The 24,254-nt window shown below is 66.6% G+C and carries 23 protein-coding genes, 2 pseudogenes and 1 riboswitch; of the genes and pseudogenes, 21 read left to right on the forward strand and 4 right to left on the reverse strand.

Annotated elements, in window-relative coordinates:
- Positions 1-8: 8 nt before the first annotated feature.
- From nuoG to R0D99_RS08040, 11 genes are read left to right on the forward strand one after another with little or no spacing between them, the layout of a single operon-like run.
- Positions 9-2,123 carry an NADH-quinone oxidoreductase subunit NuoG gene (nuoG, locus tag R0D99_RS07990; RefSeq protein WP_317750867.1) on the forward strand — a complete coding sequence of 705 codons (2,115 nt, stop codon included), beginning with the start codon at positions 9-11 and terminating at the stop codon, positions 2,121-2,123.
- Complete coding sequence (nuoH, locus tag R0D99_RS07995; protein WP_317750868.1) at positions 2,120-3,196, forward strand: NADH-quinone oxidoreductase subunit NuoH; 1,077 nt, start codon at positions 2,120-2,122, stop codon at positions 3,194-3,196. Before nuoG ends, nuoH begins: the two co-directional genes overlap by 4 nt.
- A 15-nt stretch (positions 3,197-3,211) precedes the next feature.
- Positions 3,212-3,721, forward strand: a complete 510-nt coding sequence (gene nuoI, locus R0D99_RS08000; protein WP_317750870.1) for an NADH-quinone oxidoreductase subunit NuoI — start codon at positions 3,212-3,214, stop codon at positions 3,719-3,721.
- A gap of 34 nt (positions 3,722-3,755) precedes the next feature.
- Positions 3,756-4,427 carry an NADH-quinone oxidoreductase subunit J gene (locus R0D99_RS08005; protein WP_317750872.1) on the forward strand — a complete coding sequence of 224 codons (672 nt, stop codon included), beginning with the start codon at positions 3,756-3,758 and terminating at the stop codon, positions 4,425-4,427.
- Positions 4,424-4,732 carry an NADH-quinone oxidoreductase subunit NuoK gene (gene nuoK, locus R0D99_RS08010; RefSeq protein WP_317750873.1) on the forward strand — a complete coding sequence of 103 codons (309 nt, stop codon included), beginning with the start codon at positions 4,424-4,426 and terminating at the stop codon, positions 4,730-4,732. Before R0D99_RS08005 ends, nuoK begins: the two co-directional genes overlap by 4 nt.
- A 7-nt stretch (positions 4,733-4,739) precedes the next feature.
- A complete protein-coding gene (nuoL, locus tag R0D99_RS08015) occupies positions 4,740-6,758 on the forward strand; it encodes an NADH-quinone oxidoreductase subunit L (protein ID WP_317750874.1) in 2,019 nt (672 codons plus the stop codon).
- An 18-nt stretch (positions 6,759-6,776) separates the two neighbouring features.
- Complete coding sequence (locus R0D99_RS08020) at positions 6,777-8,252, forward strand: NADH-quinone oxidoreductase subunit M (protein WP_317750875.1); 1,476 nt, start codon at positions 6,777-6,779, stop codon at positions 8,250-8,252.
- An 11-nt stretch (positions 8,253-8,263) separates the two neighbouring features.
- Entirely contained in the window at positions 8,264-9,751 is a 1,488-nt protein-coding gene (nuoN, locus tag R0D99_RS08025; RefSeq protein WP_317750876.1) for an NADH-quinone oxidoreductase subunit NuoN, read from the forward strand.
- Between the two features lie 2 nt (positions 9,752-9,753).
- A complete protein-coding gene (locus R0D99_RS08030) occupies positions 9,754-10,062 on the forward strand; it encodes a DUF2818 family protein (protein ID WP_317750877.1) in 309 nt (102 codons plus the stop codon).
- Positions 10,059-10,649: an NUDIX hydrolase gene (locus R0D99_RS08035; RefSeq protein WP_317750878.1), complete on the forward strand. Its 591-nt coding sequence runs from the start codon at positions 10,059-10,061 to the stop codon at positions 10,647-10,649. Before R0D99_RS08030 ends, R0D99_RS08035 begins: the two co-directional genes overlap by 4 nt.
- Before the next feature lie 4 nt (positions 10,650-10,653).
- Positions 10,654-11,127, forward strand: a complete 474-nt coding sequence (locus R0D99_RS08040) for a DUF1178 family protein (protein ID WP_317750879.1) — start codon at positions 10,654-10,656, stop codon at positions 11,125-11,127.
- A gap of 54 nt (positions 11,128-11,181) precedes the next feature.
- On the opposite strand, the gene fnr is transcribed toward R0D99_RS08040, so the two are convergent.
- Entirely contained in the window at positions 11,182-11,901 is a 720-nt protein-coding gene (gene fnr / locus R0D99_RS08045; RefSeq protein ID WP_317750880.1) for a fumarate/nitrate reduction transcriptional regulator Fnr, read from the reverse strand.
- Positions 11,902-12,091: 190 nt separating this feature from the next.
- Between fnr and hemN the strand changes: the two genes are divergently transcribed.
- Positions 12,092-13,474, forward strand: a complete 1,383-nt coding sequence (gene hemN, locus R0D99_RS08050; RefSeq protein WP_317750881.1) for an oxygen-independent coproporphyrinogen III oxidase — start codon at positions 12,092-12,094, stop codon at positions 13,472-13,474.
- Positions 13,475-13,566: 92 nt separating this feature from the next.
- The gene (locus tag R0D99_RS08055) at positions 13,567-14,247 is read left to right on the forward strand and encodes a sulfite exporter TauE/SafE family protein (protein WP_317750882.1); all 681 of its coding nucleotides are present in this window, start codon (positions 13,567-13,569) and stop codon (positions 14,245-14,247) included.
- Between the two features lie 40 nt (positions 14,248-14,287).
- On the opposite strand, the pseudogene R0D99_RS08060 reads toward R0D99_RS08055, so the two are convergent.
- The 3 genes and pseudogenes from R0D99_RS08060 to R0D99_RS08070 all read right to left on the reverse strand — a co-directional run.
- Positions 14,288-15,113 (reverse strand): annotated as a pseudogene (locus R0D99_RS08060) (sulfite exporter TauE/SafE family protein).
- Between the two features lie 644 nt (positions 15,114-15,757).
- Positions 15,758-16,084, reverse strand: a complete 327-nt coding sequence (locus R0D99_RS08065; protein ID WP_317751042.1) for a cell division protein ZapA — start codon at positions 16,082-16,084, stop codon at positions 15,758-15,760.
- A gap of 57 nt (positions 16,085-16,141) precedes the next feature.
- Positions 16,142-16,348, reverse strand: a pseudogene (locus R0D99_RS08070) (DUF904 domain-containing protein); the annotation flags it as partial.
- 56 nt (positions 16,349-16,404) lie between these two features.
- Positions 16,405-16,671: riboswitch (cobalamin riboswitch) on the forward strand.
- Between the two features lie 89 nt (positions 16,672-16,760).
- Here R0D99_RS08070 and R0D99_RS08075 point away from each other — a divergent pair.
- The 8 genes from R0D99_RS08075 (at position 16,761) to R0D99_RS08110 (ending at position 24,251) form a co-directional block, all read left to right on the forward strand.
- Entirely contained in the window at positions 16,761-18,812 is a 2,052-nt protein-coding gene (locus tag R0D99_RS08075; protein WP_317750884.1) for a TonB-dependent receptor domain-containing protein, read from the forward strand.
- On the forward strand, positions 18,809-19,654 hold the full coding sequence (locus R0D99_RS08080) for an ABC transporter substrate-binding protein (protein ID WP_317750885.1): 846 nt from the start codon (positions 18,809-18,811) through the stop codon (positions 19,652-19,654). Before R0D99_RS08075 ends, R0D99_RS08080 begins: the two co-directional genes overlap by 4 nt.
- On the forward strand, positions 19,647-20,240 hold the full coding sequence (locus tag R0D99_RS08085; RefSeq protein WP_317750886.1) for a bifunctional adenosylcobinamide kinase/adenosylcobinamide-phosphate guanylyltransferase: 594 nt from the start codon (positions 19,647-19,649) through the stop codon (positions 20,238-20,240). The genes R0D99_RS08080 and R0D99_RS08085 overlap by 8 nt, the downstream gene beginning before the upstream one ends.
- Positions 20,237-21,184, forward strand: coding sequence for a helical backbone metal receptor (locus R0D99_RS08090; protein WP_317750887.1), 948 nt, complete (start codon positions 20,237-20,239; stop codon positions 21,182-21,184). Before R0D99_RS08085 ends, R0D99_RS08090 begins: the two co-directional genes overlap by 4 nt.
- An 84-nt stretch (positions 21,185-21,268) precedes the next feature.
- The gene (locus R0D99_RS08095; protein ID WP_317750889.1) at positions 21,269-22,324 is read left to right on the forward strand and encodes an iron ABC transporter permease; all 1,056 of its coding nucleotides are present in this window, start codon (positions 21,269-21,271) and stop codon (positions 22,322-22,324) included.
- The gene (locus R0D99_RS08100) at positions 22,321-23,142 is read left to right on the forward strand and encodes an ABC transporter ATP-binding protein (protein WP_317750890.1); all 822 of its coding nucleotides are present in this window, start codon (positions 22,321-22,323) and stop codon (positions 23,140-23,142) included. Before R0D99_RS08095 ends, R0D99_RS08100 begins: the two co-directional genes overlap by 4 nt.
- Positions 23,132-23,713: a cob(I)yrinic acid a,c-diamide adenosyltransferase gene (gene cobO, locus R0D99_RS08105; protein WP_317750891.1), complete on the forward strand. Its 582-nt coding sequence runs from the start codon at positions 23,132-23,134 to the stop codon at positions 23,711-23,713. Before R0D99_RS08100 ends, cobO begins: the two co-directional genes overlap by 11 nt.
- Before the next feature lie 4 nt (positions 23,714-23,717).
- The gene (locus tag R0D99_RS08110; RefSeq protein ID WP_317750892.1) at positions 23,718-24,251 is read left to right on the forward strand and encodes a methylated-DNA--[protein]-cysteine S-methyltransferase; all 534 of its coding nucleotides are present in this window, start codon (positions 23,718-23,720) and stop codon (positions 24,249-24,251) included.
- Positions 24,252-24,254 lie beyond the last annotated feature (3 nt).

The raw sequence follows: 24,254 nt of genomic DNA on the forward strand, positions 1-24,254 counted from the left end.
GTTAGCCCATGGTTGAACTAGAAATCGACGGCAAGAAGGTGGAGGTGCCCGAGGGCAGCATGGTGATGCATGCGGCCGAAAAGGCGGGCACCTACATTCCGCACTTCTGCTATCACAAGAAGCTGTCCATTGCCGCCAACTGCCGCATGTGCCTGGTGGACGTGGAGAAGGCACCCAAGGCGGTGCCGGCCTGCGCCACCCCCGTGACGCAGGGCATGATCGTGCGCACCAAGAGCGACAAGGCGATCAAGGCCCAGCAGTCGGTGATGGAGTTCCTGCTCATCAACCACCCGCTGGACTGCCCGATCTGCGATCAGGGCGGCGAGTGCCAGCTGCAGGATCTGGCCGTCGGCTACGGCGCTTCGGGCTCTCGCTACGAAGAAGAAAAGCGCGTGGTGTTCCACAAGGACGTCGGCCCGCTGATCTCGATGGAGGAGATGAGCCGCTGCATCCATTGCACGCGCTGCGTCCGCTTCGGCCAGGAAATCGCCGGCGCGATGGAACTGGGGATGTCCCATCGCGGCGAGCATGCCGAAATCGAGACTTTCGTTGGCCAGTCGGTCGATTCCGAGCTGTCGGGCAACATGATCGACGTGTGCCCGGTCGGTGCGCTGACCAGCAAGCCTTTCCGCTACAGCGCCCGCACGTGGGAGCTGTCGCGCCGCAAGAGCGTCAGCCCGCACGATTCGACAGGTGCGAACCTCATCGTCCAGGTCAAGAACAACCGCGTCATGCGCGTGGTGCCCTTCGAAAACGAGGCGGTCAACGAATGCTGGCTGGCCGACCGGGACCGCTTCTCGTACGAAGCGCTCAACAGTGACCAGCGCCTGACCCAGCCCATGCTGAAGCAGGGCGGTCAGTGGCAGTCGGTCGATTGGGCGACCGCGCTGGAATACGTGGCGAACGGCTTGAACCAGGCCAAGTCGCAGCATGGCGCAGCTTCCATCGGTGCCCTGGTCAGCCCACACAGCACGCTTGAAGAGCTGTACCTGGCCGGTACGCTGGTGCGCGGCCTGGGCAGCGAAAACATCGACCACCGCCTGCGCCACACCGACTTCACGGCCGCCGAAGGCGCGCGCTGGCTCGGCACTTCGATCGCATCGCTCTCTGATCTGCAGTCGGTGCTGATCGTCGGCTCCAACGTGCGCAAGGACCATCCGCTGTTTGCACAGCGCATTCGCCAGGCAGCCCGCCGTGGCTGCGCGGTGGGTGCTATCACTTCTGAAGCGTTGCTGAAGAACGCGGACGCTTGGGCCATGCCGCTGCGCGCCAGCGACGTGGTCGACGCAGGCCAGTGGGGCAAGAGCCTGGCTAACCTCGCCGCGGCGGTGGCGGCCGAAAAGGGCGTGTCTGCCCCCGTGGCAGGCGAGGCCACCGATGCAGCCAAGGCGCTGGTGCAGGCACTGCTGTCCGGTGAGCGCAAGGCCATCCTGCTGGGCAACGCGGCCGCTCATCATCCCGATGCCACAGGCCTGCTGGCCCTGTGCCAGTGGATTGGCGGCCAGACGGGCGCCAGCGTGGGCTTCCTGACGGAAGCGGCCAACACGGTTGGTGCGCAGGTCGTCAAGGCGCAGCCCGGTGCCAACGGCATGCATGCGGGCCAGATGCTGCAGGGCGGCCTGGGCGCGATGCTGCTGCTCAATTGCGAGCCGGGCCTCGATTCCGGCCCATCGCAATTGCAGGGTTGCGACATGGTCGTGACGCTCAGCCCGTTCAAGGCCAACATGGACGTCAGCGACGTGCTGCTGCCCATCGCACCCTTCACCGAGACATCGGGCACCTTCATCAACGCCGAGGGCAGGGTGCAGAGCTTCCACGCCGTGGTCAAGCCGCAGGGCGATGCCCGTCCGGGCTGGAAGGTGCTGCGCGTGCTGGCCGACATGCTGGGCGTGGTGCAGCCACCCTACGAGAGTTCGCAGGAAGTGCTGGCGCAGGCGCTCGGCGGCGCGGGCGTGGGTCAGGTGCCCCCGTCCAGGCTGTCCAATGGCACGTCGGCGGCACCGCGCGTGCAAACCCAGTCGGTCGACCTGCCGATGGTGGGGATCTACCAACTCGACGGCATTGTCCGGCGCGCCCCGTCGCTGCAGCAGACCGCCGACGCGCGTGAAGGAGCGGTCGCATGATCGACGCTTTGTACAACGGTGGGTTGCACCTGTTCGCGGGCACGTGGTGGACAGGCGCCACCTGGCCCGTCGTCTGGATCCTCATCAAGATTGTCGTGCTGCTGCTGCCCCTGATGGGTGCCGTGGCCTACCTGACACTGTGGGAACGCAAGCTGCTCGGCTTCATGCAGGTGCGGCACGGGCCGAACCGCACCGGGCCGTGGGGTCTGCTGCAACCCATCGCCGACGCGGTCAAACTGCTGACCAAGGAAATCATCCGCCCGACCGCCGCCAACAAGCCGCTGTTCTTCCTGGGTCCGTTGATGGCGATCATGCCGGCGCTGGCGGCCTGGGTTGTCATTCCCTTCGGGCCGGAAACCGCCTTGTCCAACGTCAACGCGGGGCTGCTGCTGGTCATGGCCATCACCTCGATCGAGGTCTATGGCGTGATCATCGCGGGCTGGGCTTCCAACTCCAAGTACGCGTTTCTGGGTGCCCTGCGCGCGTCGGCGCAGATGGTCAGCTACGAGATCGCGATGGGCTTCTGCTTCCTGGTCGTGCTGATGGTGTCCGCCAGCATGAACATGACGGACATCGTGCTGGGCCAGGCCAAGGGCATGTTCGCCGACAAGGGCTTGAACTTCCTGTCGTGGAACTGGTTGCCGCTGCTGCCGATCTTCGTGGTCTACCTCATCTCGGGCGTCGCCGAAACCAACCGCCACCCGTTCGACGTGGTCGAGGGCGAGGCCGAAATCGTTGCCGGCCACATGGTCGAATATTCGGGCATGGGTTTTGCCACCTTCTTCCTGGCCGAATATGCCAGCATGTGGCTGGTGTCCATCCTGGGCGTCACCATGTTCCTGGGCGGCTGGCTGCCGCCGTTCGCTGCGCTGGATTTCATTCCTGGCTGGATATGGCTCGGCATCAAGACCTTCGTGGTGGTGTCGATGTTCATCTGGATCCGCGCCACGTTCCCGCGCTTCCGTTATGACCAGATCATGCGTCTGGGCTGGAAGATTTTCATTCCGGTGACTCTGGTCTGGCTGATTCTGGTGGGGTTCTGGCTCATCAGCCCCTGGAACATCTGGCACTGATCGGCAGGGTTTGTCATGGCTTCCGTCGCTGCATCACCTTTTTCCATTCGAGATTTCTTCAAGAGCTTCATGCTCGTGGAGTTGTTCAAGGGCATGGCTCTCACGGGCCGGTATGCCTTCGCCCGCAAGGTTACGGTTCAATTCCCCGAAGAAAAGACGCCCTTGTCGCCGCGCTTCCGCGGCCTGCACGCGCTGCGCCGCTATGAAAACGGTGAAGAACGCTGCATCGCCTGCAAGCTGTGCGAAGCCGTGTGCCCGGCCGTGGCTATCACCATCGAAGCCGGCGAGCGCGAAGACGGCTCGCGCCGCACGACGCGCTATGACATCGATCTGACCAAGTGCATCTTCTGCGGCTTCTGCGAAGAGAGCTGCCCGGTCGACTCGATCGTCGAGACGCACATCTTCGAATACCACGGCGAAAAGCGCGGTGACCTGTACTTCACCAAGGACATGCTGTTGGCCGTCGGTGACCGCTACGAACCCGAAATCGCGGCGGCGAAGGCGGCCGACGCCAAGTACCGCTGAAACCGGCTGGCAGATTCACCAACAGAACAAACCCATGGACGCCAAGACCGGCTTTTTCTACCTGTTTGCCCTGGTGATGCTGTTTTCAGCATTCCGGGTCATCACCGCACGCAACCCGGTGCATGCGGTGCTGTTTCTCATGCTCGCGTTCTCGCAGGCCGCCGGTGTCTGGCTGCTGCTCAAGGCCGAGTTCCTGGCCATCGTGCTGGTGCTCGTGTACTTGGGTGCGGTGATGGTGCTGTTCCTGTTCGTCGTGATGATGCTCGACATCCATATCGACAGCCTGCGACAGGGTTTCTGGCGGCACTTTCCGCTGGCGTTGCTGATCGGCGGCGTGGTCACACTGGAGATGGCGATGGTGTTGTTCGGTGGCTTCCGCACCAGCGACGCGCCGGTGGTGCCCGAAACGGTGACCAATGCGGCCGGGCAGGTGGTTCAATATTCCAACGCCAAGGCGCTCGGTACGCTGCTCTATACCAAGTACCTGTATCCGGTTGAGATCGCCGCGGTGCTGCTGCTGATCGCCATGGTCACCGCGATCGCGCTGACCCTGCGTGAGCGCAAGGACAACAAGAAGGTGGCTGAATCCCGCCAGGTTCGCGTGCGCGCGGCAGACCGCGTCGAGATCGTGAAGATCGCGCCGACCCGGGCGCCATTGCCTGTCGAACCGGCGCCCGAGGCGCCTGCGCAGGAGGCCAAGAAATGACCCTGACCCTGGCACATTACCTGACCCTGGGCGCAATACTTTTTGCGATCTCGGTGGTCGGCATCTTTCTCAACCGCAAGAACATCATCGTGCTGTTGATGGCCATTGAGCTGATGTTACTGGCCGTCAACATGAATTTCGTGGCGTTCTCGCATTATCTGGGTGACATGCACGGGCAGGTGTTCGTGTTCTTCATCCTGACGGTGGCGGCAGCCGAATCTGCGATCGGTCTGGCTATCCTGGTGCTGCTGTTCCGCACGCGCGACAGCATCAACGTGGACGAACTGCATTCGCTGAAGGGTTAACAAGCGCATGAGTCAAGTCCTTTCTGCATCAACGCTGCTGGCGGTGCCTCTCGCGCCGCTGGCAGGCTCGCTGTTCGCGGGCATCCTGGGCACGGCATTCGGTGGCAACCGGGTTGGCCGCGCCGCGTCGCACACTGCCACCATTCTGGGTGTGCTGATTGCCTTCGTGCTCTCGGCGCTCACCTTGAACAGCGTCATCGTCGACGGCGCCCGCTTTGACCAGACGCTTTATCAGTGGATGGTCATCGGTGGCCTGAAGATGGAAGTCGGGTTTCTCATCGACAGCCTCACCGCGACGATGATGTGCGTCGTGACCTTCGTGTCGCTGATGGTGCACATCTACACCATCGGCTACATGGCAGAAGACGACGGCTACAACCGGTTCTTCTCCTACATTTCGCTGTTCACGTTCTCGATGTTGATGCTCGTGATGAGCAACAACTTCCTGCAACTGTTCTTTGGCTGGGAAGCCGTGGGCCTGGTGTCCTACCTGCTGATCGGGTTCTGGTTCAACCGACCGACGGCCGTGTTCGCCAACATGAAGGCTTTTCTGGTCAACCGCGTGGGTGACTTCGGCTTCATCCTGGGCATCGGCCTGATCGCCGCGTACGCCGGCACGCTGAACTATGGCGAGGTATTTGCCAAGTCCGGCGAACTGGCCAAGCTGGGCTTTCCCGGCACCGACTGGTTGCTCATCACCGTCATCTGCATCGGCCTGTTCATCGGCGCCATGGGCAAGTCGGCGCAATTCCCGCTGCATGTCTGGCTGCCGGATTCGATGGAAGGCCCCACGCCCATCTCTGCGCTGATTCACGCAGCCACGATGGTGACGGCGGGCATCTTCATGGTGGCGCGCATGTCGCCGTTGTTCGAGCTGTCCGACACCGCGCTCAACTTCATCCTGATCATCGGCGCCATCACGGCCCTGTTCATGGGCTTCCTGGGCATCATCCAGAACGACATCAAGCGCGTCGTCGCCTATTCGACCCTGTCGCAGCTGGGCTACATGACGGTGGCGCTCGGTGCGTCGGCCTATTCGGTGGCGGTGTTCCACCTGATGACGCACGCGTTCTTCAAGGCACTGCTGTTCCTGGCCGCGGGTTCGGTCATCATCGGCATGCACCACAACCAGGACATCCGCTGGATGGGCGGCCTGCGCAAGTACATGCCCATCACCTGGCTGACTTTCCTCATCGGTTCGCTGGCCCTGATCGGAACGCCGTTCTTCTCGGGCTTCTATTCCAAGGACGCCATCATCGAGGCGGTGCATGCCAGCCATCTGCCGGCCGCGGGCTTTGCGCACTTTGCCGTGCTGGCGGGCGTCTTCGTCACGGCGTTCTACTCGTTCCGTCTCTACTTCCTGGTGTTCCACGGGAAGGAGCGCTACGACCTCAACCCCGACGCGCACCACGACGACCACGGCCACGGCCATGGGCATGACGAGAAGCCCCATGAAACGCCGTGGGTGGTGTGGCTGCCGCTGGTGCTGCTCGCCATTCCGTCCGTCGTCATTGGCGCCATGACGCTCATGCCCATGCTGTTTGGCAGCTTCTTCAAGGGCGTTATCCATGTCGACGCCGCGCGCCATCCGGCCATGGCAGAACTGGCGCATGAGATCCATGGCTGGATTCCGATGGCCCTGCACGGGTTCTCCACCGCGCCTTTCTGGCTCGCGCTGGCCGGGGTGGTCGCGGCCTACTACATGTACCTGATCAATCCCGCCTTGCCGGCAGCGATCAAGCGGATGTTCCAGCCGATCTATACGCTGCTCGACAACAAGTACTACCTCGACTGGATCAACGAGAACATCCTTGCCCGCGGCGCACGCATGCTGGGTACGGGTCTGTGGAAGGGCGGCGACCGCGGCCTGATCGATGGCCTGCTGGTCAATGGCTCATGGAAGGTGGTGGGCTGGGTGTCGGGCGTCGTGCGTCGCCTGCAGTCCGGTTATCTCTACCACTATGCGCTGGTGATGATCCTGGGCATCTTCGTGCTGATGACGTACTTCGTCTGGCTCAACAAGTAAGGAAGAGCGAGAATAAAAATGGGTTGGTTGAGCCTCGCCATCTGGACGCCGATCGCATTCGGCGCCGTGTTGCTGTTGCTGGGTCGAGAGAGACAGGCACAGCTCGTGCGCTGGATCGCGCTGATCGGGTCGCTGGTCAGTGTGCTGGTCACGCTGCCCCTCTACAGCGGCTTCCGTCTGGGCACCGCTGCAATGCAGTTCGTTGAAAAGTCGGTCTGGATTCCGCGCTTCAACGTCAACTATCACCTCGGCGTGGACGGCATCTCGCTGTGGTTCGTGCTGCTGACGGCCTTCATCACCGTCATCGTGGTGATTGCCGGCTGGGAAGTGATCCAGCAGAAGGTCAACCAGTACATGGCGGCCTTCCTGATCCTGTCGGGGCTGATGATCGGCGTGTTCTCCGCGCTCGATGGCGTGCTGTTCTATGTGTTTTTCGAGGCGACCCTGATTCCGATGTACCTGATCATCGGTATCTGGGGCGGGCCGAACAAGATCTACGCGGCGTTCAAGTTCTTCCTCTACACCTTGCTGGGGTCGTTGCTCACGCTGGTGGCGTTCATCTACCTGTACACCCGCTCGGGCGGCAGCTTCGACATTCTCACGTGGCAAACCCTGCCGCTGTCCGGCACGGCGCAGACGCTGCTGTTCTTCGCGCTGTTCGCTGCATTCGCCGTCAAGGTGCCGATGTGGCCGGTGCATACCTGGTTGCCCGACGTCCACGTCGAGGCGCCGACCGGTGGTTCCGCCGTGCTGGCCGCCATCATGCTGAAGCTGGGCGCCTACGGTTTCCTGCGTTTCTCGCTGCCGATATTGCCCGATGCATCGCGCGAATGGGCGTGGTTGATGATTGCACTGTCGCTGATTGCCGTGATCTACGTGGGTCTGGTGGCGCTGGTGCAGCAGGACATGAAGAAGCTGGTGGCGTACTCGTCGGTGGCCCACATGGGCTTCGTCACGCTGGGCTTCTTCATCTTCAACGACATGGGCATTACCGGCGGTCTGATTCAGATGATCGCCCACGGCTTCGTGTCGGGCGCCATGTTCCTTTGCATCGGCGTGCTGTACGACCGCGTGCACTCGCGGGAGATTGCCAGCTACGGCGGGGTAGTGAACACCATGCCGCGCTTCACGGCCTTCGCGCTGCTGTTTGCCATGGCCAACTGCGGGTTGCCGGGCACCGCGGGCTTCGTGGGCGAATGGATGGTGATTCTGGGCGCCGTCAAGGCCAACTTCTGGATCGGTGTCGCGGCCGCCACGGCCTTGATTTCGGGCGCCGCCTACACGCTGTGGATGTTCAAGCGCGTGTACCTGGGCCCGATGGTCAATGACGACGTGCGCAAGCTCACCGACATCAATGGGCGCGAATTCCTGATGCTGGCGCTGCTGGCGATTGCCGTGCTGTGGATGGGCCTGTATCCCAAGCCCATCACCGACGTGATGGACGCCTCGGTGGCCAACCTGATTAAGCAGGTGGCGGTATCCAAGCTGAATTGAGGACTTTGGAGATGATTGACAGATTCAGTTGGGTGGCCATCTATCCGGAAATCGTGTTGCTGGTCATGGCGTGCGTGATCGCGCTCATTGACCTCCTTGACCACAGTCCGAGGCGCACCTCGGCCTATGTGCTGGCGCTTCTCACGCTGCTGGGCGTGGCCGGCCTGACGGGCATGTATGCGGCGGGTGGGCAGACCATCTACGGGTTCGACGGCCTGGTGGTGAGCGACCCCATGGCCAACTGGCTTAAATGCTTCTCGGCCTTGGCGATGCTGGTCACGTTCATCTATGGACGTAGATATGTGACCGAGCGCGGCATGCTGCGCGGCGGCGAATGGTATGTGCTGGGCCTGCTGTCCTTGCTGGGCGCGTTCGTGATGATCGCGGCCAACAACCTGCTCCTGCTGTATCTCGGCCTCGAATGCCTGACGCTGGCCAGCTACGCGATGGTCGCACTGCGCCGTGACCATGCCGTGTCGGTCGAGGCCGCCATGAAGTACTTCGTGCTGGGAGCCATGGCGTCGGGCTTCCTGCTGTACGGCCTGTCCATGCTCTACGGCGCCACCGGCACGCTGGACATTGGCGGACTGTTCAAGGCCGTATCTTCCGGGCAGATCCGGCACACCGTGCTGGTGTTCGGACTGGTGTTCGTCGTAGCTGGCGTGGCGTTCAAGTTCGGTGCCGTGCCTTTCCACATGTGGATTCCCGACGTGTATCAAGGCGCACCCACGGCGGTCACGCTGATGATCGGCGCGGCGCCCAAACTGGCGGCGTTTGCCATGGCGATCCGCCTGCTGGTCGAAGGCCTGTTGCCGCTCGCCTTCGACTGGCAGCAGATGCTGGGCCTGCTGGCCATCGCGTCGCTGCTCATCGGTAACCTGGCGGCCATTGCGCAAACCAACATCAAGCGCATGCTGGCGTATTCGACAATCTCCCACATGGGCTTCGTGCTGCTGGGTCTGATGGCGGGTGTGGTCAATGGCAACGCGCTGGCTGCGGCCAATGCGTACAGCTCGGCCATGTTCTACGTCGTGACCTACGTACTGACCACGCTGGCGGGTTTCGGCGTCATCCTGCTGCTGTCGCGCGAGGGGCATGAGAGCGAGGAGATCGCTGACTTCGCCGGACTCAACAGCCGCAGCCCGCTGTACGCCGGCATCATGGCGATTTGCCTGTTCTCGATGGCAGGGCTGCCGCCCTTGGTGGGTTTCCAGGCCAAGCTGTCGGTGCTGCAGGCACTGGTCAGCACGGGGCAGGGCGCCTACATCGGGCTGGCCGTGTTCGCCGTCATGATGTCCTTGATCGGCGCGTTCTACTACCTGCGCGTCATCAAGGTCATGTACTTTGACGATCCGGTGTCCGACGCCGCCCTCGATGCGCCGATGGACATGCGTGCCGTGCTCACGGCCAACGGCGCGTTGCTGCTGATTCTGGGCATCCTGCCTGGCGGATTGATGGCGCTGTGCGCCAAGGCCATCGTGCAGATGCTGGCCACCTGAGAATGAGTCAATCGGTTTCGATCTGGCTGCTCATTCTGCTGGCATTCGTTGCCGCCAACCTGCCGTTCGTCAACCAACGCCTGTTGACCGTGGTGCCGCTCAAGGCACCGGTCAAGAACCTGGCCTGGCGGCTCGCTGAATTGCTGTTCTGGTATGCGGTCGTCATCGGTATCGGCATGGCGATGGAGCGCGCGGTGGGGCAGAACCAGTCGCAAGGCTGGGAGTTCTACGCCGTCACCGGCGCCATGTTCCTGACGCTGGCGTTTCCGGGCTTCGTCTATCGCTATCTGGTGCGCCGGGGCGGCCGATGAGCGACCATCTGGCCGAGGTTCGCGTCGACGGGCGCGAAGTCCTCAAAGGGCACTTTCTCCACGCCTTCTGCGATCAAGTCAGACTGCCCGATGGCACAACGGCACAGCGCGAATACGTTGTTCACCCCGGCGCGGTGATGATCGTGCCGTTGCTGCAGACGGCCACGGGTTCGACCGAATTGGTGCTGGAGCGGCAGTATCGCTACCCTGTGCAGCAGGTGATGGTGGAGTTTCCCGCCGGCAAGCTCGATGCCGGCGAAACCACGCTCCGCTGCGCCCAGCGCGAGCTGCGTGAAGAAACCGGGTACACCGCCCGTGAATGGGCGCGTGCCGGCGTGCTGCATCCCGTAGTGTCCTACTCGACCGAATTCATCGAGATCTGGTTTGCCCGCGACTTGCAAGCGGGCGAACGCCGTCTGGACGAGGGCGAGTTTCTCGATGTGTTCACCTTGCCCGTCCACGAATTGATTGCCTGGTGTCGCGATGGCCAGGTCACCGACGCCAAGACGCTTATTGGGGCGCTCTGGCTGCAGAACGTGCAAAGCGGCGCCTGGAAGCTGGATTGGCAGGCAGCGGTGCCCGACTGACGCCATGAAAGTGCTCGACCTTCAATGCACGCACGGCCATGCTTTCGAGGGCTGGTTTTCGTCCGAGGACGACTTTCAGGACCAGCTCACGCGGCAGTTGCTGGCGTGCCCGATGTGCGGCGACAGCCAGGTCGTGAAGCTGCCCAGCGCGCCCCGGCTTAACCTGGGCTCGACGACCGCGCCGGCCACACCGTCGGCTCCCCCGTCCGCAGTACCGACCGAACGTTCCACGGCAGCGGTCATGCCAGCTGCGGCGATGCAGGCCGCCTGGCTGCAAATGGTGCGTCGCGTGGTGGCGTCTACCGAGGACGTGGGCGAACGCTTTGCCGAAGAGGCGCGCCGCATGCACTACGGCGAAGCGGCGGAGCGGGGGATTCGGGGCCAGGCCTCCATCGAGCAGACGGAAGAATTGCTGGACGAAGGCATTGTCGTGCTGCCGCTGCCTTTGCCGCCCGGCTTCAAGGACACGCTTCAGTAACTCTTGGTCTTGGTCGCCCTGCGAGGACGGCAGGGGCGGTGTGATGGCAGTCGCTCAGGCGCACGCCGGCGCGTTGACGATGGCGCGCAGCGCTTCCGTATCCACAATGCGCACGTGGCGCTGCTTCACTTCGACGATGCCTTCCTCGGCAAACTTCGAGAACGTGCGGCTCACGGTTTCGAGCTTCAGCCCCAGGTAGCTGCCGATTTCTTCGCGGGTCATCCGCAGCACCAGTTCGCTCTGGGAAAACCCGCGCGCATGCAGCCGCTGAACCAGGTTCAGCAGGAAGGCGGCCAGGCGCTCTTCGGCGCGCATGCTGCCCAGCAGCAGCATCACCCCGTGCTCACGCACGATCTCGCGGCTCATGATCTTGTGTACATGCGTCTGCAGGGCCGGCACCTGGCGCGACAACTCCTCGATGCGGTCGTACGGCATGACGCAGACTTCGGCGTCTTCCAGCGCCACGGCATCGCACGTATGTCGGTCGCCCACGATGCCGTCGAGGCCGATGATTTCTCCGGCCATCTGGAAGCCTGTCACCTGATCGCGGCCGTCCTCGGTGGCGATGCAGGTCTTGAAGAAGCCCGTGCGAATGGCATACAGCGCATTGAAAGTATCGCCGTTGGAGAACAGCGGCGATCCCCGCTTGATCTTGCGCCGCGTGGCGACCAGGTCGTCCAGCTTGCCCAGGTCGTCGCCCGACAGACCCATCGGCATGCATAGCTCGCGCAGGTTGCAGTTGGAGCAGGCGACTTTGATGGTTTGCGGCGTCATGCGGGCACGTGGGCAAGGTGGATCTTGAGCATCGTCAAGCAAGCCCATTTTAGGCCATGCGGTCGTTGCACCCCAAAGCCTTGATTCAACGCAAAAACCCGACGAATCCGCTCGGATACCTTGATCATTGTCAAGGCGCCAGCCGCTCGACACGGCGAAAGTTCGGGGTCAGGTTCAAAGGAAAAAAGCGATGACCGCCATCACCACCGGACTGCTGACCAAGTTCGACGTTCCCGGCCCGCGCTACACCTCGTATCCGACGGCAGACCGGTTCGTCGAGGCTTTTGGCGAGGCAGACTATGTGCAGGCGCTGGACCAGCGCCGCGCCGGCCCCGCGGCGCTGGCGTTGCCGTTGTCGCTGTACGTGCACATCCCGTTTTGTGAATCGCTGTGCTACTACTGCGCGTGCAACAAGATCATCACCAAGCACCATGAGCGCAGCGCACCTTATCTGCGCTATCTGAGCAAGGAGGTGGACCTGCACGTGCAACACCTGGGTGCGGGCCTGCCCGTCAGCCAGTTGCACCTGGGCGGCGGCACGCCCACCTTTTTCAGCGACGATGAACTGCGCGAGCTGATGTCCATGCTGCGCCGCAACTTCAGCCTGGTGCCGGGCGGTGAATACTCCATCGAGGTGGACCCGCGCACCGTGGACGAGGCACGCCTTGAAACGCTGGCGCGACTGGGTTTCAACCGCCTTAGCCTGGGTGTGCAGGATTTTGACCCGCTGGTCCAGAAGGCCGTGCACCGCATCCAGCCGGCCGACAAGGTGTTCGCGCTGGTCGATGCGGCGCGCCGCATCGGCTTTGAATCGATCAACGCCGACCTGATCTACGGGCTGCCCAAGCAGACGCCGGAGTCGTTCGAGCGCACGCTGGCGCAGGTGAGCGAACTGCGGCCGGACCGCATCGCGCTCTACGCCTATGCACACCTGCCGGAGCGCTTCAAGCCGCAGCGCCGCATCATCGCCATCGACCTGCCGGGTGCGGCCAACAAGGTCGCCATGCTGGCGCGCGCGCTGGCCGCCTTTGAAGCGGCCGGCTACGACTACATCGGCATGGACCACTTCGCCCTGCCCAACGACGCGCTGGCGGTCGCCAAGCGGCAGGGGCGGCTGCACCGCAACTTCCAGGGCTACAGCACGCAGCCGGATTGCGACCTGATCGGCCTGGGCGTGTCCGCCATCGGCAAGGTGGGGGCCACCTACAGCCAGAACGCCAAGTCGCTGGAGGAATACCAGGACCTGCTCGACCACGGGCATCTGCCGGTGGTGCGTGGCTTGGCGGTGTCGCGCGACGACCTGCTTCGCCGCGCCGTCATCATGGCGTTGATGTGCCAGGGCGAGGTGTTGTTCGAGTCGATCGAGCTGGCGCACCTCATCGACTTCCGCGATTACTTCGCTGCTGAGCTGGAAGCCTTGCGCGCCATGGAGGACCAGGGCCTGGTCAAGCTGAGCGATACCGGCATCCAGGTCACGGCCCTGGGCTGGTTCTTCGTGCGCGGCGTGGCCATGATGTTCGACAAGTACCTGCAGGCCGACCGCACGCGCGCCCGCTTCTCCAAGATCATCTGATGTCGCGCCGCGCCACAGGGGCAAGGCTTCGATGACAGAATGACGGCGAGCCTTTGTCGGCTCGCCTCTGGTTTTGCGTATCCACTGACTGCATGCAAGCTTCTCTTGCCGTGACCGCCCTTGTCATGGGCCTGGCGGGCGGCCCCCACTGTATTGCCATGTGTGGCGCGGCCTGCGCCGGCATCGGGCAGGCGGCGGCGCCGCGCGGCACGCAGGCCATCGGGATGTTCCAGGTGGGGCGCGTGGCGGGTTACGCCGCGCTGGGCGCGGTGGCCTCGGCCACCATGCAGGGGCTGGGCTGGCTGACGGTGCAGTCCGCCGCGCTGCGGCCGCTGTGGACCATGGTCCATGTCGCGGCCATCATGCTCGGCTTGTTGCTGCTGATCCAGGCGCGTCAGCCCGCGTGGCTGGAAACCGGCGCGCGCCGCGTGTGGGCCAGGGTGCGCTCGGCAACGCAGTCCATGGGCCTGGTGGCGCCGCTTGGCCTGGGCGTGGCTTGGGCCTTGTTGCCGTGCGGGCTGCTGTATTCGGCCGTGATGGTTGCGGCGCTGGCGGGCAGCGTGCCCGGCGGCGCGGCCGTCATGGCGCTGTTCGCGCTGGGGTCGGGCGTATCGCTGTGGGCCGGTCCGTGGCTGCTACTGAAGCTGGGCAACCGCACAGACAGGCCATGGGGCATGCGCCTGGCGGGTCTGGCGCTGCTGCTGACCGCCGGCTGGGGCTTGTGGATGGGCCTGGTGCACGATCAGGCGCCCTGGTGTGTCGTGCCGCGCTGACTGAGCGCGCTGGCGCACGTCCTGCCCACGGCTGCGGCCATCAACCCGCCAGCGCCGACAGCCCCTTGTTCAGCATGTAGACCGACAGCACAGCCAGCACGACCGCGAAGGCGCGCTTGAGCTTCTTGACCGGCAGCGTGTGCGCGGCCTTGGCGCCCACCGGCGCCATCAGCACGCTGCAGCACGCGATGACCACCAGCGCAGGCAGCCACAGATAACCGAACGAATAGGGCGGCGTGTCGGTCAGCCCTTGCCCCGCGACGACGTAGCCCGCCACGTTGGCCAGCGCAATCGGAAAGCCCAGCGCAGCGCTGGTGGCCACCGCGTTGTGGATGGCGACGTTGCACCAGGTCATGAAGGGCACGCTGACGAAGCCACCCCCGGCACCCACCAGCCCCGAAAGAAAGCCGATGACGCCGCCCGCGCCCAGCAACCCCGGCGTGCCCGGCAGTTGGCGCGTGGGCGCGGGCTTCTTGTCCAGGTACATCTGGACGGCCGAAAACGCGACGAAGCCGCCGAACACGAAGTAGAGCAGGGCGCCCTTGAGCAGCGCGAACACCCCCACGCTGGCCAGCATCGCGCCCAGCACGATGCCCGGCGCCAGCTTCTTGACGATGTCCCAGCGCACCGCGCCCTTCTTGTGGTGGGCCCGCACGCTGCTGATCGACGTGAAGATGATGGTGGCCATCGACGTCGCAATCGCCATCTTCACCGCCAGCCCCGGCGCCACGCCGCGCGCACCCAGCATGGTCGAGATGAACGGCACCATGATCATGCCCCCCCCCAATGCCCAGCAAGCCCGCCAGAAAGCCGGTGGCCAGACCCAGCAGGGCGAGTTCGATGATCAGCACAGGTTCGATGGGCATGAGCGGGACTGCAGCGCGTAGGAAGTCGATGAATCAGAAGGCCGCGGAGCAGGCCACGCAAGTGGCGCCGTGGCCGGGCTTGCACCGGCCACTGGCGTCGTCCCCCCGTACGACAGGGGGGAAGGCGCGCCAGCGCCTCAGGGGGGAACGCCGAATAAGTTGTCTGCGAATGCCACCGGACCGTCATCCTGAACGCAGGGGTTCAGGTGGGCGAGGTCAGACTGGTCTTGGGATCATCTGACGCGAGACGTTCACGCCGACCAGACAATGTTCCAAGCCCTTGCTCATACGAGCATTGGTTCAAGGAAATATAAAGCCCGGCATGCATCGCAGACGGGTGGATTTTACCCCCCTGAGCCGCTGACGCGGCTTCCCCCCTTGCTGCGCGGGGGGACGCAGCCAGCGGACTGGCTAAGCCAGCTCCGCGGCTACCCACAACACTCCTTCGCCGGTGGCGAAGTCGAAAGGGGGGAGGCGGCTGCGCTGTGACTCTGTGGCCGTTGGGGAGCCAGCGGTCTGGCAATCCCAGTTCAGATCCCGCCGTGAACAATTCTTCGCTCGCGGCGAAGTCAATGGGGCTAAGGAGTTTGGCGATTTCCCCTCCCGCTGGGAGACGGTTGGTGGTGAGGGCCCGCCCCGCCCGACTACAGCAGTTGCCCGTCGTCGCCCAGCGCCTGGTCGAGCCGGCCCAGCAGCGCGCCCAGGGTGGCCTGTTCGGCCACGCTCAGGGCGGGGGCGTCGGTCGCCTCCTGCGCGGGGGTGGCGGCCTGGGCGGGTTCGCCCAGTTCGAAGGCCAGGTTCAGCGCGGCCAGCACGGCGATGCGGTCGCGTGCCTTGATCTTGCCGGCGTCGCGGATGCGGCACATGGCAGCGTCCACGCGTTGCACGGCAGCGTGCAGGCGGTCCTCGCCGCCTTCGGGCGCGCCCAGCAGATAGGCCTGGCCCATGATCTTGACTTCGACCTGCTTCATGGCGCTGCACGCTCCTGATCGTCGGCGGGGGGTGTCGAGGGGGGGCTCGGCCGCTGTCGCCGCGGAGGCGCCGGGCAGGCGGTCGATCAGCGAATCGATGCGCGCGCGCGCCGCCATCAGCCGCGACCGGAGGTTGTCGCGGTCGTGGGTCAGCGCCTGCAACTGCTGCGCCAGCAACTCGTTGGTGCGGCGCAGTTCGTCGTGTCGCACGAGCAGGCGCTCGACGCGTTCGGCAATCTGTTCGATCAAGGGAGCTTGGGTCATGGCACGGCAAAGGCAGGCAGGCTGACCGATTGTAGGTCGCTGGCGCAAGCCCGCGCCGTACAATGCCGGCTGTTGGTGCTCGCGCGCTGCGAATCACGCGGCCGCAGTTCAACGGGAAGCAGGGGGATGGCCCGGCCCACGGCCATGCCATCTAACCTGCGCTGCCCCCGCAACGGTAAGCGGACGGTGTCACGGCTCCAGCAGTCGCGGCCCGGCTCTCCCTCTCACCGCCACTGGCAACGCGCCTCGTTTCGAGGCTCGGCGCCGGGAAGGCAAGGGAACTTCCGCCAGCCCGGATACCGGCCAACGAGGAGGACCGCGTCCTGCGCCTTGAAGAAGGTGCCGCGCGGGCCGTGATCGCCCCAGACGCTGGCGGGGAAGCCGGCAGGGGTACGTACCACTGTTTCCCGTCATGTCCCTTCGTTCGCCATCTTGCCGGCCCACCGTGCTGCCGTTGGCAGGCGCCTGCCTGCTTCTCGTGGGCCAGGCCGCCCTGGCCCAGGCCGCCCCTTCCGACCACGCGCTGCAACTGGCCCAGGCCGCCGCGCCCGACCTGCCCACCGTCGTCGTCACCGCCAACCGCGTGGCGCAGCCGCTGACCGACGTGCTGGCCGACGTCACCTTGATCGACGAGGCGCAGATCCAGCGCAGCGGCGCCGTCAACATCGCCGACTTGCTGCAGCGCCAGCCGGGGCTGGAGCTGTCGCGCAACGGCGGCCCCGGCACCACCACCAGCCTGTTCATGCGCGGCGCCGAAAACCGCTTCACCGCTGTCTACGTCGACGGCGTGCGCGTCGACACCCAGTCCACCGGCGGCGCGCCGTGGGAAGCCATCTCGCTCGGCCAGGTCGAGCGCATCGAGATCGTGCGCGGCCCCGCCGCGGCGGTGTACGGCTCTGACGCCATCGCAGGTGTGGTGCAGATCTTCACCCGCAAGGGCGACGGGCCGTTTTCTCCCTACGTGGGCGCCGGCATCGGCAGTCACGGCACGCGCAAGCCCGAAGCGGGCTTCAGCGGTAAGAACGGCGCGGTCGACTACGCCCTGGGCGCGGCGCGCGACATCAGCCGCGGCTACGACAGCCGCCCCGGCACCAACCCCGACCGCGACGGCTATGGCAACAGCAGCTTCAGCGGCCGCGTGGGCGTGCAACTGAACAGCGCGCACCGGCTGGAAGCCAGCGGCACCTATGCCGACATGAAGTCGCAATACGACGGCTTTACCCCCAACCAGGACGACCGCGGCCACCACCGCCTGGGCACGCTGGGCGTGGCCTGGGCCGCGCAATGGACGCCGCAGTACAGCACGCGCCTGTCGGTCAATGAATCGCGCCAGCGCTACGAGACCGCGCCCGACGCCTACCGCACCGAAACCACGCTGCGCAACTACCTGCTGCAGAACGAATGGCGCAGCGGCGGTCATCTGGTGACGGCGGCGCTGGAGCGGCGCGAGGACCACCTGGGCAACCCCGCGCTCAACCCGTGGGACCAGGCCATCGACCGCGGCCGCCACCAGGACGCCATCGCGCTGGGCTATGGCTACACCGCGGGTGCGCACACGCTGCAGATCAATGCGCGGCACGACCGCGACAGCGAATTCGGCGGCCAGGGCACCGGCAGCGTGGCCTACGGCTACAGCTTCGCGTCCGGCTGGCGCGTGACCGCGGCCGCGGGCACGGCCTTCCGCGTGCCCACGCTGTACCAGCGCTTCTCTGAATACGGCCAGCCGGCGCTGCAGCCCGAAAAGGCGCGCAACGTCGAACTGGGCCTGCACTGGTCGCAAGGCGCCAGCCGCTTCGGCGTGACGGCCTACCGCAACAAGGTGCGCGACCTCATCACCTTCGGCGCTGCCGGCCCGTGCGGCTCGGCCTTCGGCTGCTACGAAAACACCGGGCGCGCGCTGCTGCAGGGCGTCACGCTCTCGGGGGCGCACCGGCTGGCGGGCGTCAACCTGGGCGCGTCGCTCGACCTGCAGAACCCCCGCGACGACGTCACCGGCACGCTGCTGGCGCGGCGCGCCAAGCGCGTGCTCAAGCTGAACGCCGACACCCGCGTGGGCGACTGGACGCTGGGCGCCGAATGGCTGGCGTCGAGCCAGCGCTATGACAACGCCGCCAACACGCGCGTGCTGGCCGGCTACGGCCTGGTCAACCTGTACGCCAGCACCACCATCGCCCGCGAATGGGCGGTGCTGGCGCGCATCGACAACCTGGGCGACCGCGACTACCAGGTGGCGCGCGGCTACGCCACGGGGGGGACGCACGCTTTACGTGGGTGTGCGCTGGACGCCGAAAAATTGACACACCCCCTGAGTCGCTTCGCGCCTTCCCCCTGGAGGGGGACAACGCCAGCGACCGGCGCAGGTCCGGTCGCGGCGTTTCTGAGGTGGCCTGCTCCGCGGCCGGCCGGCGGGCTGGCTGCGCAGCCCGGCGCAGCGCTCGGGCAGATTTTTCCGATCGCGCCATGAATGCTGCCGTGAACCCGCTCGTGCCCGGTCGCTTCGGCGGCCCGCGCCGCATCGTCTGCATGACAGAAGAGACGACCGAGTGGCTGTACCTGCTGGGCGAAGAGGCGCGCATCGTCGGCATCAGCGGCTACACGGTGCGGCCACGGCGCGCGCGCGAAGAAAAGCCCAAGGTCAGCGCCTTCACGAGCGCCAGGATCGACAAGATTCTGGCGCTGCAGCCGGACTGCGTGTTCGGCTTTTCGGACCTGCAGGCCGACATTGCGGCCGAGCTGATTCGCGCCGGCGTACAGGTCACCATCTTCAACCAGCGCAGCGTGGCGCAGATCTTCGACATGCTGGCGCAGGTGGCGGCCATGGTCGGCGCGGGGGACAGGGGCCAGGCGCTGCTGCTGCAATATCAGGAGCGCCTGACGCAGATGGATCAAGCGGTGCAGGCCAGAATCGCCCAAGGACAGCGCCGCCCGCGCGTCTACTTCGAGGAATGGGACGAGCCCGCCATCAGCGGCATCCGCTGGGTGTCCGAGCTGGTGCAGATCGCCGGCGGCGACGACGTGTTTCCCGAACTGGCGGCGCAGCCGCTGGGCAAGCACCGCATCATTGCCGACCCGTTGGAAATCGTCCGGCGCGCGCCCGACATCGTCATCGGCTCGTGGTGCGGCAAGAAATTCCGCCCCGAAAAGGTGGCGCTGCGCCCCGGCTGGCAGGACGTGCCCGCGGTGCGCCACGGGCAGCTGTTCGAGATCAAGTCCGCCGACATCCTGCAGCCGGGGCCGGCGGCGCTGACCGACGGCGCGGCGCAGTTGCACCGCATCGTCATGCAATGGATGGACGCGCATGGCTGAGCCGCTCGCCATCGCCCGCAGCGAACTCATCCTGGGCGGCCAGAAGAGCGGCAAGTCGCGCCGCGCCGAACAGCTGGCGGCCGCATGGCTGGCGCAGTCGCCCGGCCACCGCGCCGTACTCATCGCCACCGCCACCGCGCACGACGACGAAATGCGCGCGCGCATCGCCCGCCACCAGCACGACCGCGCCCAGCGCGTGCCGGGCATGGCGACCCGTGAAGCGCTGCGCGATCTGCCACGCGCGCTGGCCGACGCCGGCGGCGCCGAGACGCTGCGCGTGGTCGACTGCCTGACCCTGTGGCTGACCGCGCAGCTCATGCCGATGTCCGCAGATTTCAAGGAAAAAACGCCGCCAGCGCCCGACTGGCAAGCGCAGTCAGCTATGCTTTCAAGAGCAATCGAGGCGTGCCCCGGCCCCGTCGTGCTGGTCGGCAACGAGATCGGCCTCGGCGTGATTCCGCTCGGGCGCGAGGTGCGCGCCTTTGTCGATGCGCTTGGCTTGCTCAACCAGTCCGTCGCCGCCACCTGCCAGCGCGTCACGCTGATGGCGGCGGGCCTGCCGCTGTACCTGAAGGGGGCGCCATGAAGCGCTGGCTGTGCTCCGTGCTGATCGCAGTGGGCCTGGGTGTCCACGCCTACGAAGTCGTCGACGACCGGGGCGTTGCGGTGCGCTTCGACACGCCGCCGCAGCGCGTGGTCAGCGTGCTGCCGTCGCTGACCGAGACCACCTGCGCCATCGGCGCCTGCGCGCGGCTGGTGGGCGTCGACCGCTATTCCAACTGGCCGCCCGAGGTGCAGAAGCTGCCACAGGTCGGCGGCGGGCTGGACCCGGCCATCGAGGCCATCGTGGCGCTCAAGCCCGACGTGGTGCTGATGGCCACGTCGTCGCGCGGCGCCGACCGGCTGCGCGCGCTGGGCGTGAAGGTGGTGGCGCTGGAGCCCAAGACCGGCGCCGATGTGAAGCGCGTCATCGGCAAGCTGGGCCAGCTGCTGGCCGTGCCCGACGCCGGTCGCGTGGCGCGCGACATTGAAGCCGGCGTGGCCGCCGCCGCGCAGTCGCTGCCGCCGGCGCTGCGCGGCCAGCGCGTGTACTTCGAGGCCAGCGCCGGCCCGCACGCCGCCGGGCCGCAGTCCTTTATCGGCGAGATGCTGCACGCGCTGGGGCTGGTCAACGTGGTGGGGCCGGAGCTGGGGCCTTTTCCCAAGATCAACCCCGAATGGGTGGTGCGCGCCGACCCCGACCTGATCATGGCCGGCGAACGCAGCGGCGGCGAGATCGCGCGCCGCCCCGGCTGGCGCAACTTGCGTGCGGTGCGCAGCCAGCGTGTGTGCGTGTTCAACGCGCAGGAGGTCGACATCCTGGTGCGCCCCGGCCCGCGCATGCCCGAGGCGGCGCGGCTGATGGCGGCGTGTATCAAGCGCCCCCCTGAGTCGCCTGCGGCGCCTTCCCCCCGGAGGGGGGACAACGCTGGTGGCCGGGGGGGACCCCGGCCACGGCGTTCTGGCATGGCCTGCTCCGCGGCCATTTGAGCACGAGCGGGCCTGCTGCGCGGCCCTGAGCGTTTTTGCTCCCCCCTCCCTCTGGGAGAGGGCAGGGTTGAGGGCGACCCACGCATGACCACCGCCGACCGAACCATCGCGCACCACACGCCCGGCCCAACGCCCGCCGCGCCGCGCTCGCGCGCCGCGGTGCTGGTGACGGGTCTGCTGGCGCTGTCACTGCTGGCGGCCGTCGTCGGCGCCAGCGTCGGCAGCACCGGCTTCGAAAGCCTGCTGCGCGCCGCGCGCGACCCGGTGGCGTGGCAGATCGTGACCGACATTCGCCTGCCGCGCACGCTGGGCGCCTGGCTGGCGGGTGCGTTGCTGGGGCTGGCGGGCGCGGTGGCGCAGGGGCTGTTTCGCAACCCGCTGGCCGACCCGTTCCTGCTGGGCAGCGCATCCGGCGCCATGCTCGCCGTGGCCGTGGCCTTGGCGCTGTGGGGCGCCCCGGTGGCGGCCGCATCGTGGGTGGCCAAGCTGGGGCTGACCGGCGCGGCCTTTGTCGGCGCGCTGGGCGGCGTGCTGCTGACGCTGCTGCTGGCGCAGGGCGTGCAGCACACGCTGCGTCTGCTGCTGGCCGGCGTGGTGGTGGGCTATGTGCTGGGCGCGGTGAAGGACCTGGTCACGCTGGCCGCGCCCGACGTGCTGACCGGCATGCTGTCCTTCATGCTGGGCAACACCGGCCTCATTGGGTGGGATGCCTGCGGCGTGATGGCGGCGGTGCTGGTGCCGCTGGCGCTGCTGGCCTGGGCGTCGGCGCGCGTGCTGGACGGCCTGAGCCTGGGCGAAGCCACCGCGCACAGCCTGGGCCTGCCGCTGGCGCCGCTGCGCGCCACGCTGATCGGCGTGCTGGCGCTGGCCACCGGCACCGCGGTGGCGCAGGCCGGGCTGATCGGCTTCGTCGGCCTGGCCGCGCCGCACCTGGTGCGCGGGCTGGCGCGCGTCACGCACGGGCCGCTGGTGCTGCTGTCGGCGCTGGCCGGCGGGCTGCTGCTGGCCAGCGCCGACATTCTGTCGCGCGTGCTCATCGCGCCGCAGGAGCTGCCGGTGGGCGTGTTGACGGCGGTGCTGGGCGGCAGCTACTTGCTGTGGCTGATGTACGTCCGCACCCGGCGCGGAGGGCAGCGATGACCCAAGCGCGCACCCCCACCGACGTCGCGCACCCGTCCGCGCTGGGTCTGCAGTCCGCAGCCACCCGCATTGGCAAGGCGCGCATCCTGGGCGACATCGACCTGCGCCTGCCCGCGGGCCGCTGGACGGCCATCGTCGGCCCCAACGGCGCGGGCAAGTCCACGCTGCTGCGCGTGCTGGCCGGGCTGCTGCCGACCGACGGGGCGGTGCAGCTGCACGGCCGGCCGCTGCCCGACTGGCCGCCGCGCGCGCGCGCGCGCCAGCTGGCCTGGCTGGGGCAGGGCGAAGCGGGCGCCGAAGACCTGATCGCCTACGACGTGGTGCTGCTGGGCCGCCTGCCGCACCGCGCCTGGCTGGCGCCGCCGTCGGCCGCCGACCATGCCGCCGTGCAGCGCGCGCTGGCCGACATGCAGGTGGCGCATTTGCAGGCGCGCCGGCTGGGCGACCTGTCGGGCGGCGAGCGCCAGCGCGTGCTGCTGGCGCGCGCGCTGGCGGTGCAGGCGCCGGTGCTGCTGATGGACGAGCCGCTGGCCCACCTCGACCCGCCGCACCAGGCCGACTGGCTGGCCAGCGTGCGCGCGCTGGTGGCCGCGGGCGGTACCGTGGTCAGCGTGCTGCATGAACTGGGCATGGCCCTGCAGGCCGACGACCTGCTGATCGTGCGCGCGGGCCGCATCGCCCACCACGGGCCCTGCGGCAGCGCCGCGACGCACGCTGCGCTGCAGGCCGCCTTCGACGGGCGCATTGGCGTGCACCAGGTGCACGACCACTGGGTGGCGCTGCCCCGCACGCCTGAGGAGCGCATCCATGCAGATTGAACAGCCGCCCACCGAAAAGCGCTACGACCGCCCCGAGGGCGAGCGCCGCGGCCTCGTCATCGTCAACACCGGCGACGGCAAGGGCAAGAGCACGGCCGCCTTCGGGCTGGCGCTGCGCGCCTTCGGCCGCCAGCACGTGCATGGCAAGCAGGTGAAGATTTTCCAGTTCATGAAGGTGCCCACGGCGCGCTTTGGCGAACACCGCATGTTCGAACAGATCGGCTTAGCCGTAGAAGGGCTGGGCGACGGCTTCAGCTGGAAGAGCAAGGACCTGGCCCATTCCGGCCAGCTGGCGCGCGACGGCTGGCAGAAGGCCCGCGCGGCCATCCTGGACGGCCAGCACTTCCTGGTTGTGCTGGACGAGATCACCTATCCGCTCATCTACGGCTGGCTGCCGCTGGATGACGTGCTGCAGACCCTGCAGCAGCGCCCGAAGGACGTGCACGTGTGCCTGACCGGCCGCCGTTGCCCGCAAGAGATCATCGACATCGCGGACACCGTGACCGAGATGACCCTGGTCAAGCACGCCTTCAAGGCCGGCATCCCGGCGCAGCGCGGCATCGAGGACTGAACCCATGGCACCCCTGATCGAACACCACTACGACACGCCGCTGGGCCACATGGTGGCGCTGTTCACCCCCAAGGGCCTGGCCCTGCTCGAATTTGCCCACGACACCCGCCGGCTCGACCGCGAATGGCGCGATGTCGAGCGCCACGCCGGTGCGCCGGCCCAGCCCGGCGACGACGCGCGAACGCGTGCGCTGGGCGACGAGATCGCCGCGTATTTCAGCGGCCGGCTGAAGCACTTCAAGACACCGCTCGACTGGGTTGGTACGCCGTTTCAGCAGCGTGTGTGGCAGGCGCTGCTCGACATCCCCTACGGCCAAACGCGCAGCTACGGCGAACAGGCGCGGCAGATCGGCCAGCCCACCGCCACGCGCGCCGTGGCGGCCGCCAACGGCCAGAACAAGATCAGCGTCATCGTGCCCTGTCACCGCGTCATCGGCAGCGACGGCCGCCTGACCGGCTATGGCGGCGGCCTGCCGCGCAAGCAATGGTTGCTGGCACTCGAGCGCACCGGCGCCGTGCCCGCCGACCTGTTCAACTGAAAA

The organism is Ottowia sp. SB7-C50, assembly GCF_033110285.1.
Classification (GTDB): domain Bacteria; phylum Pseudomonadota; class Gammaproteobacteria; order Burkholderiales; family Burkholderiaceae_C; genus Ottowia.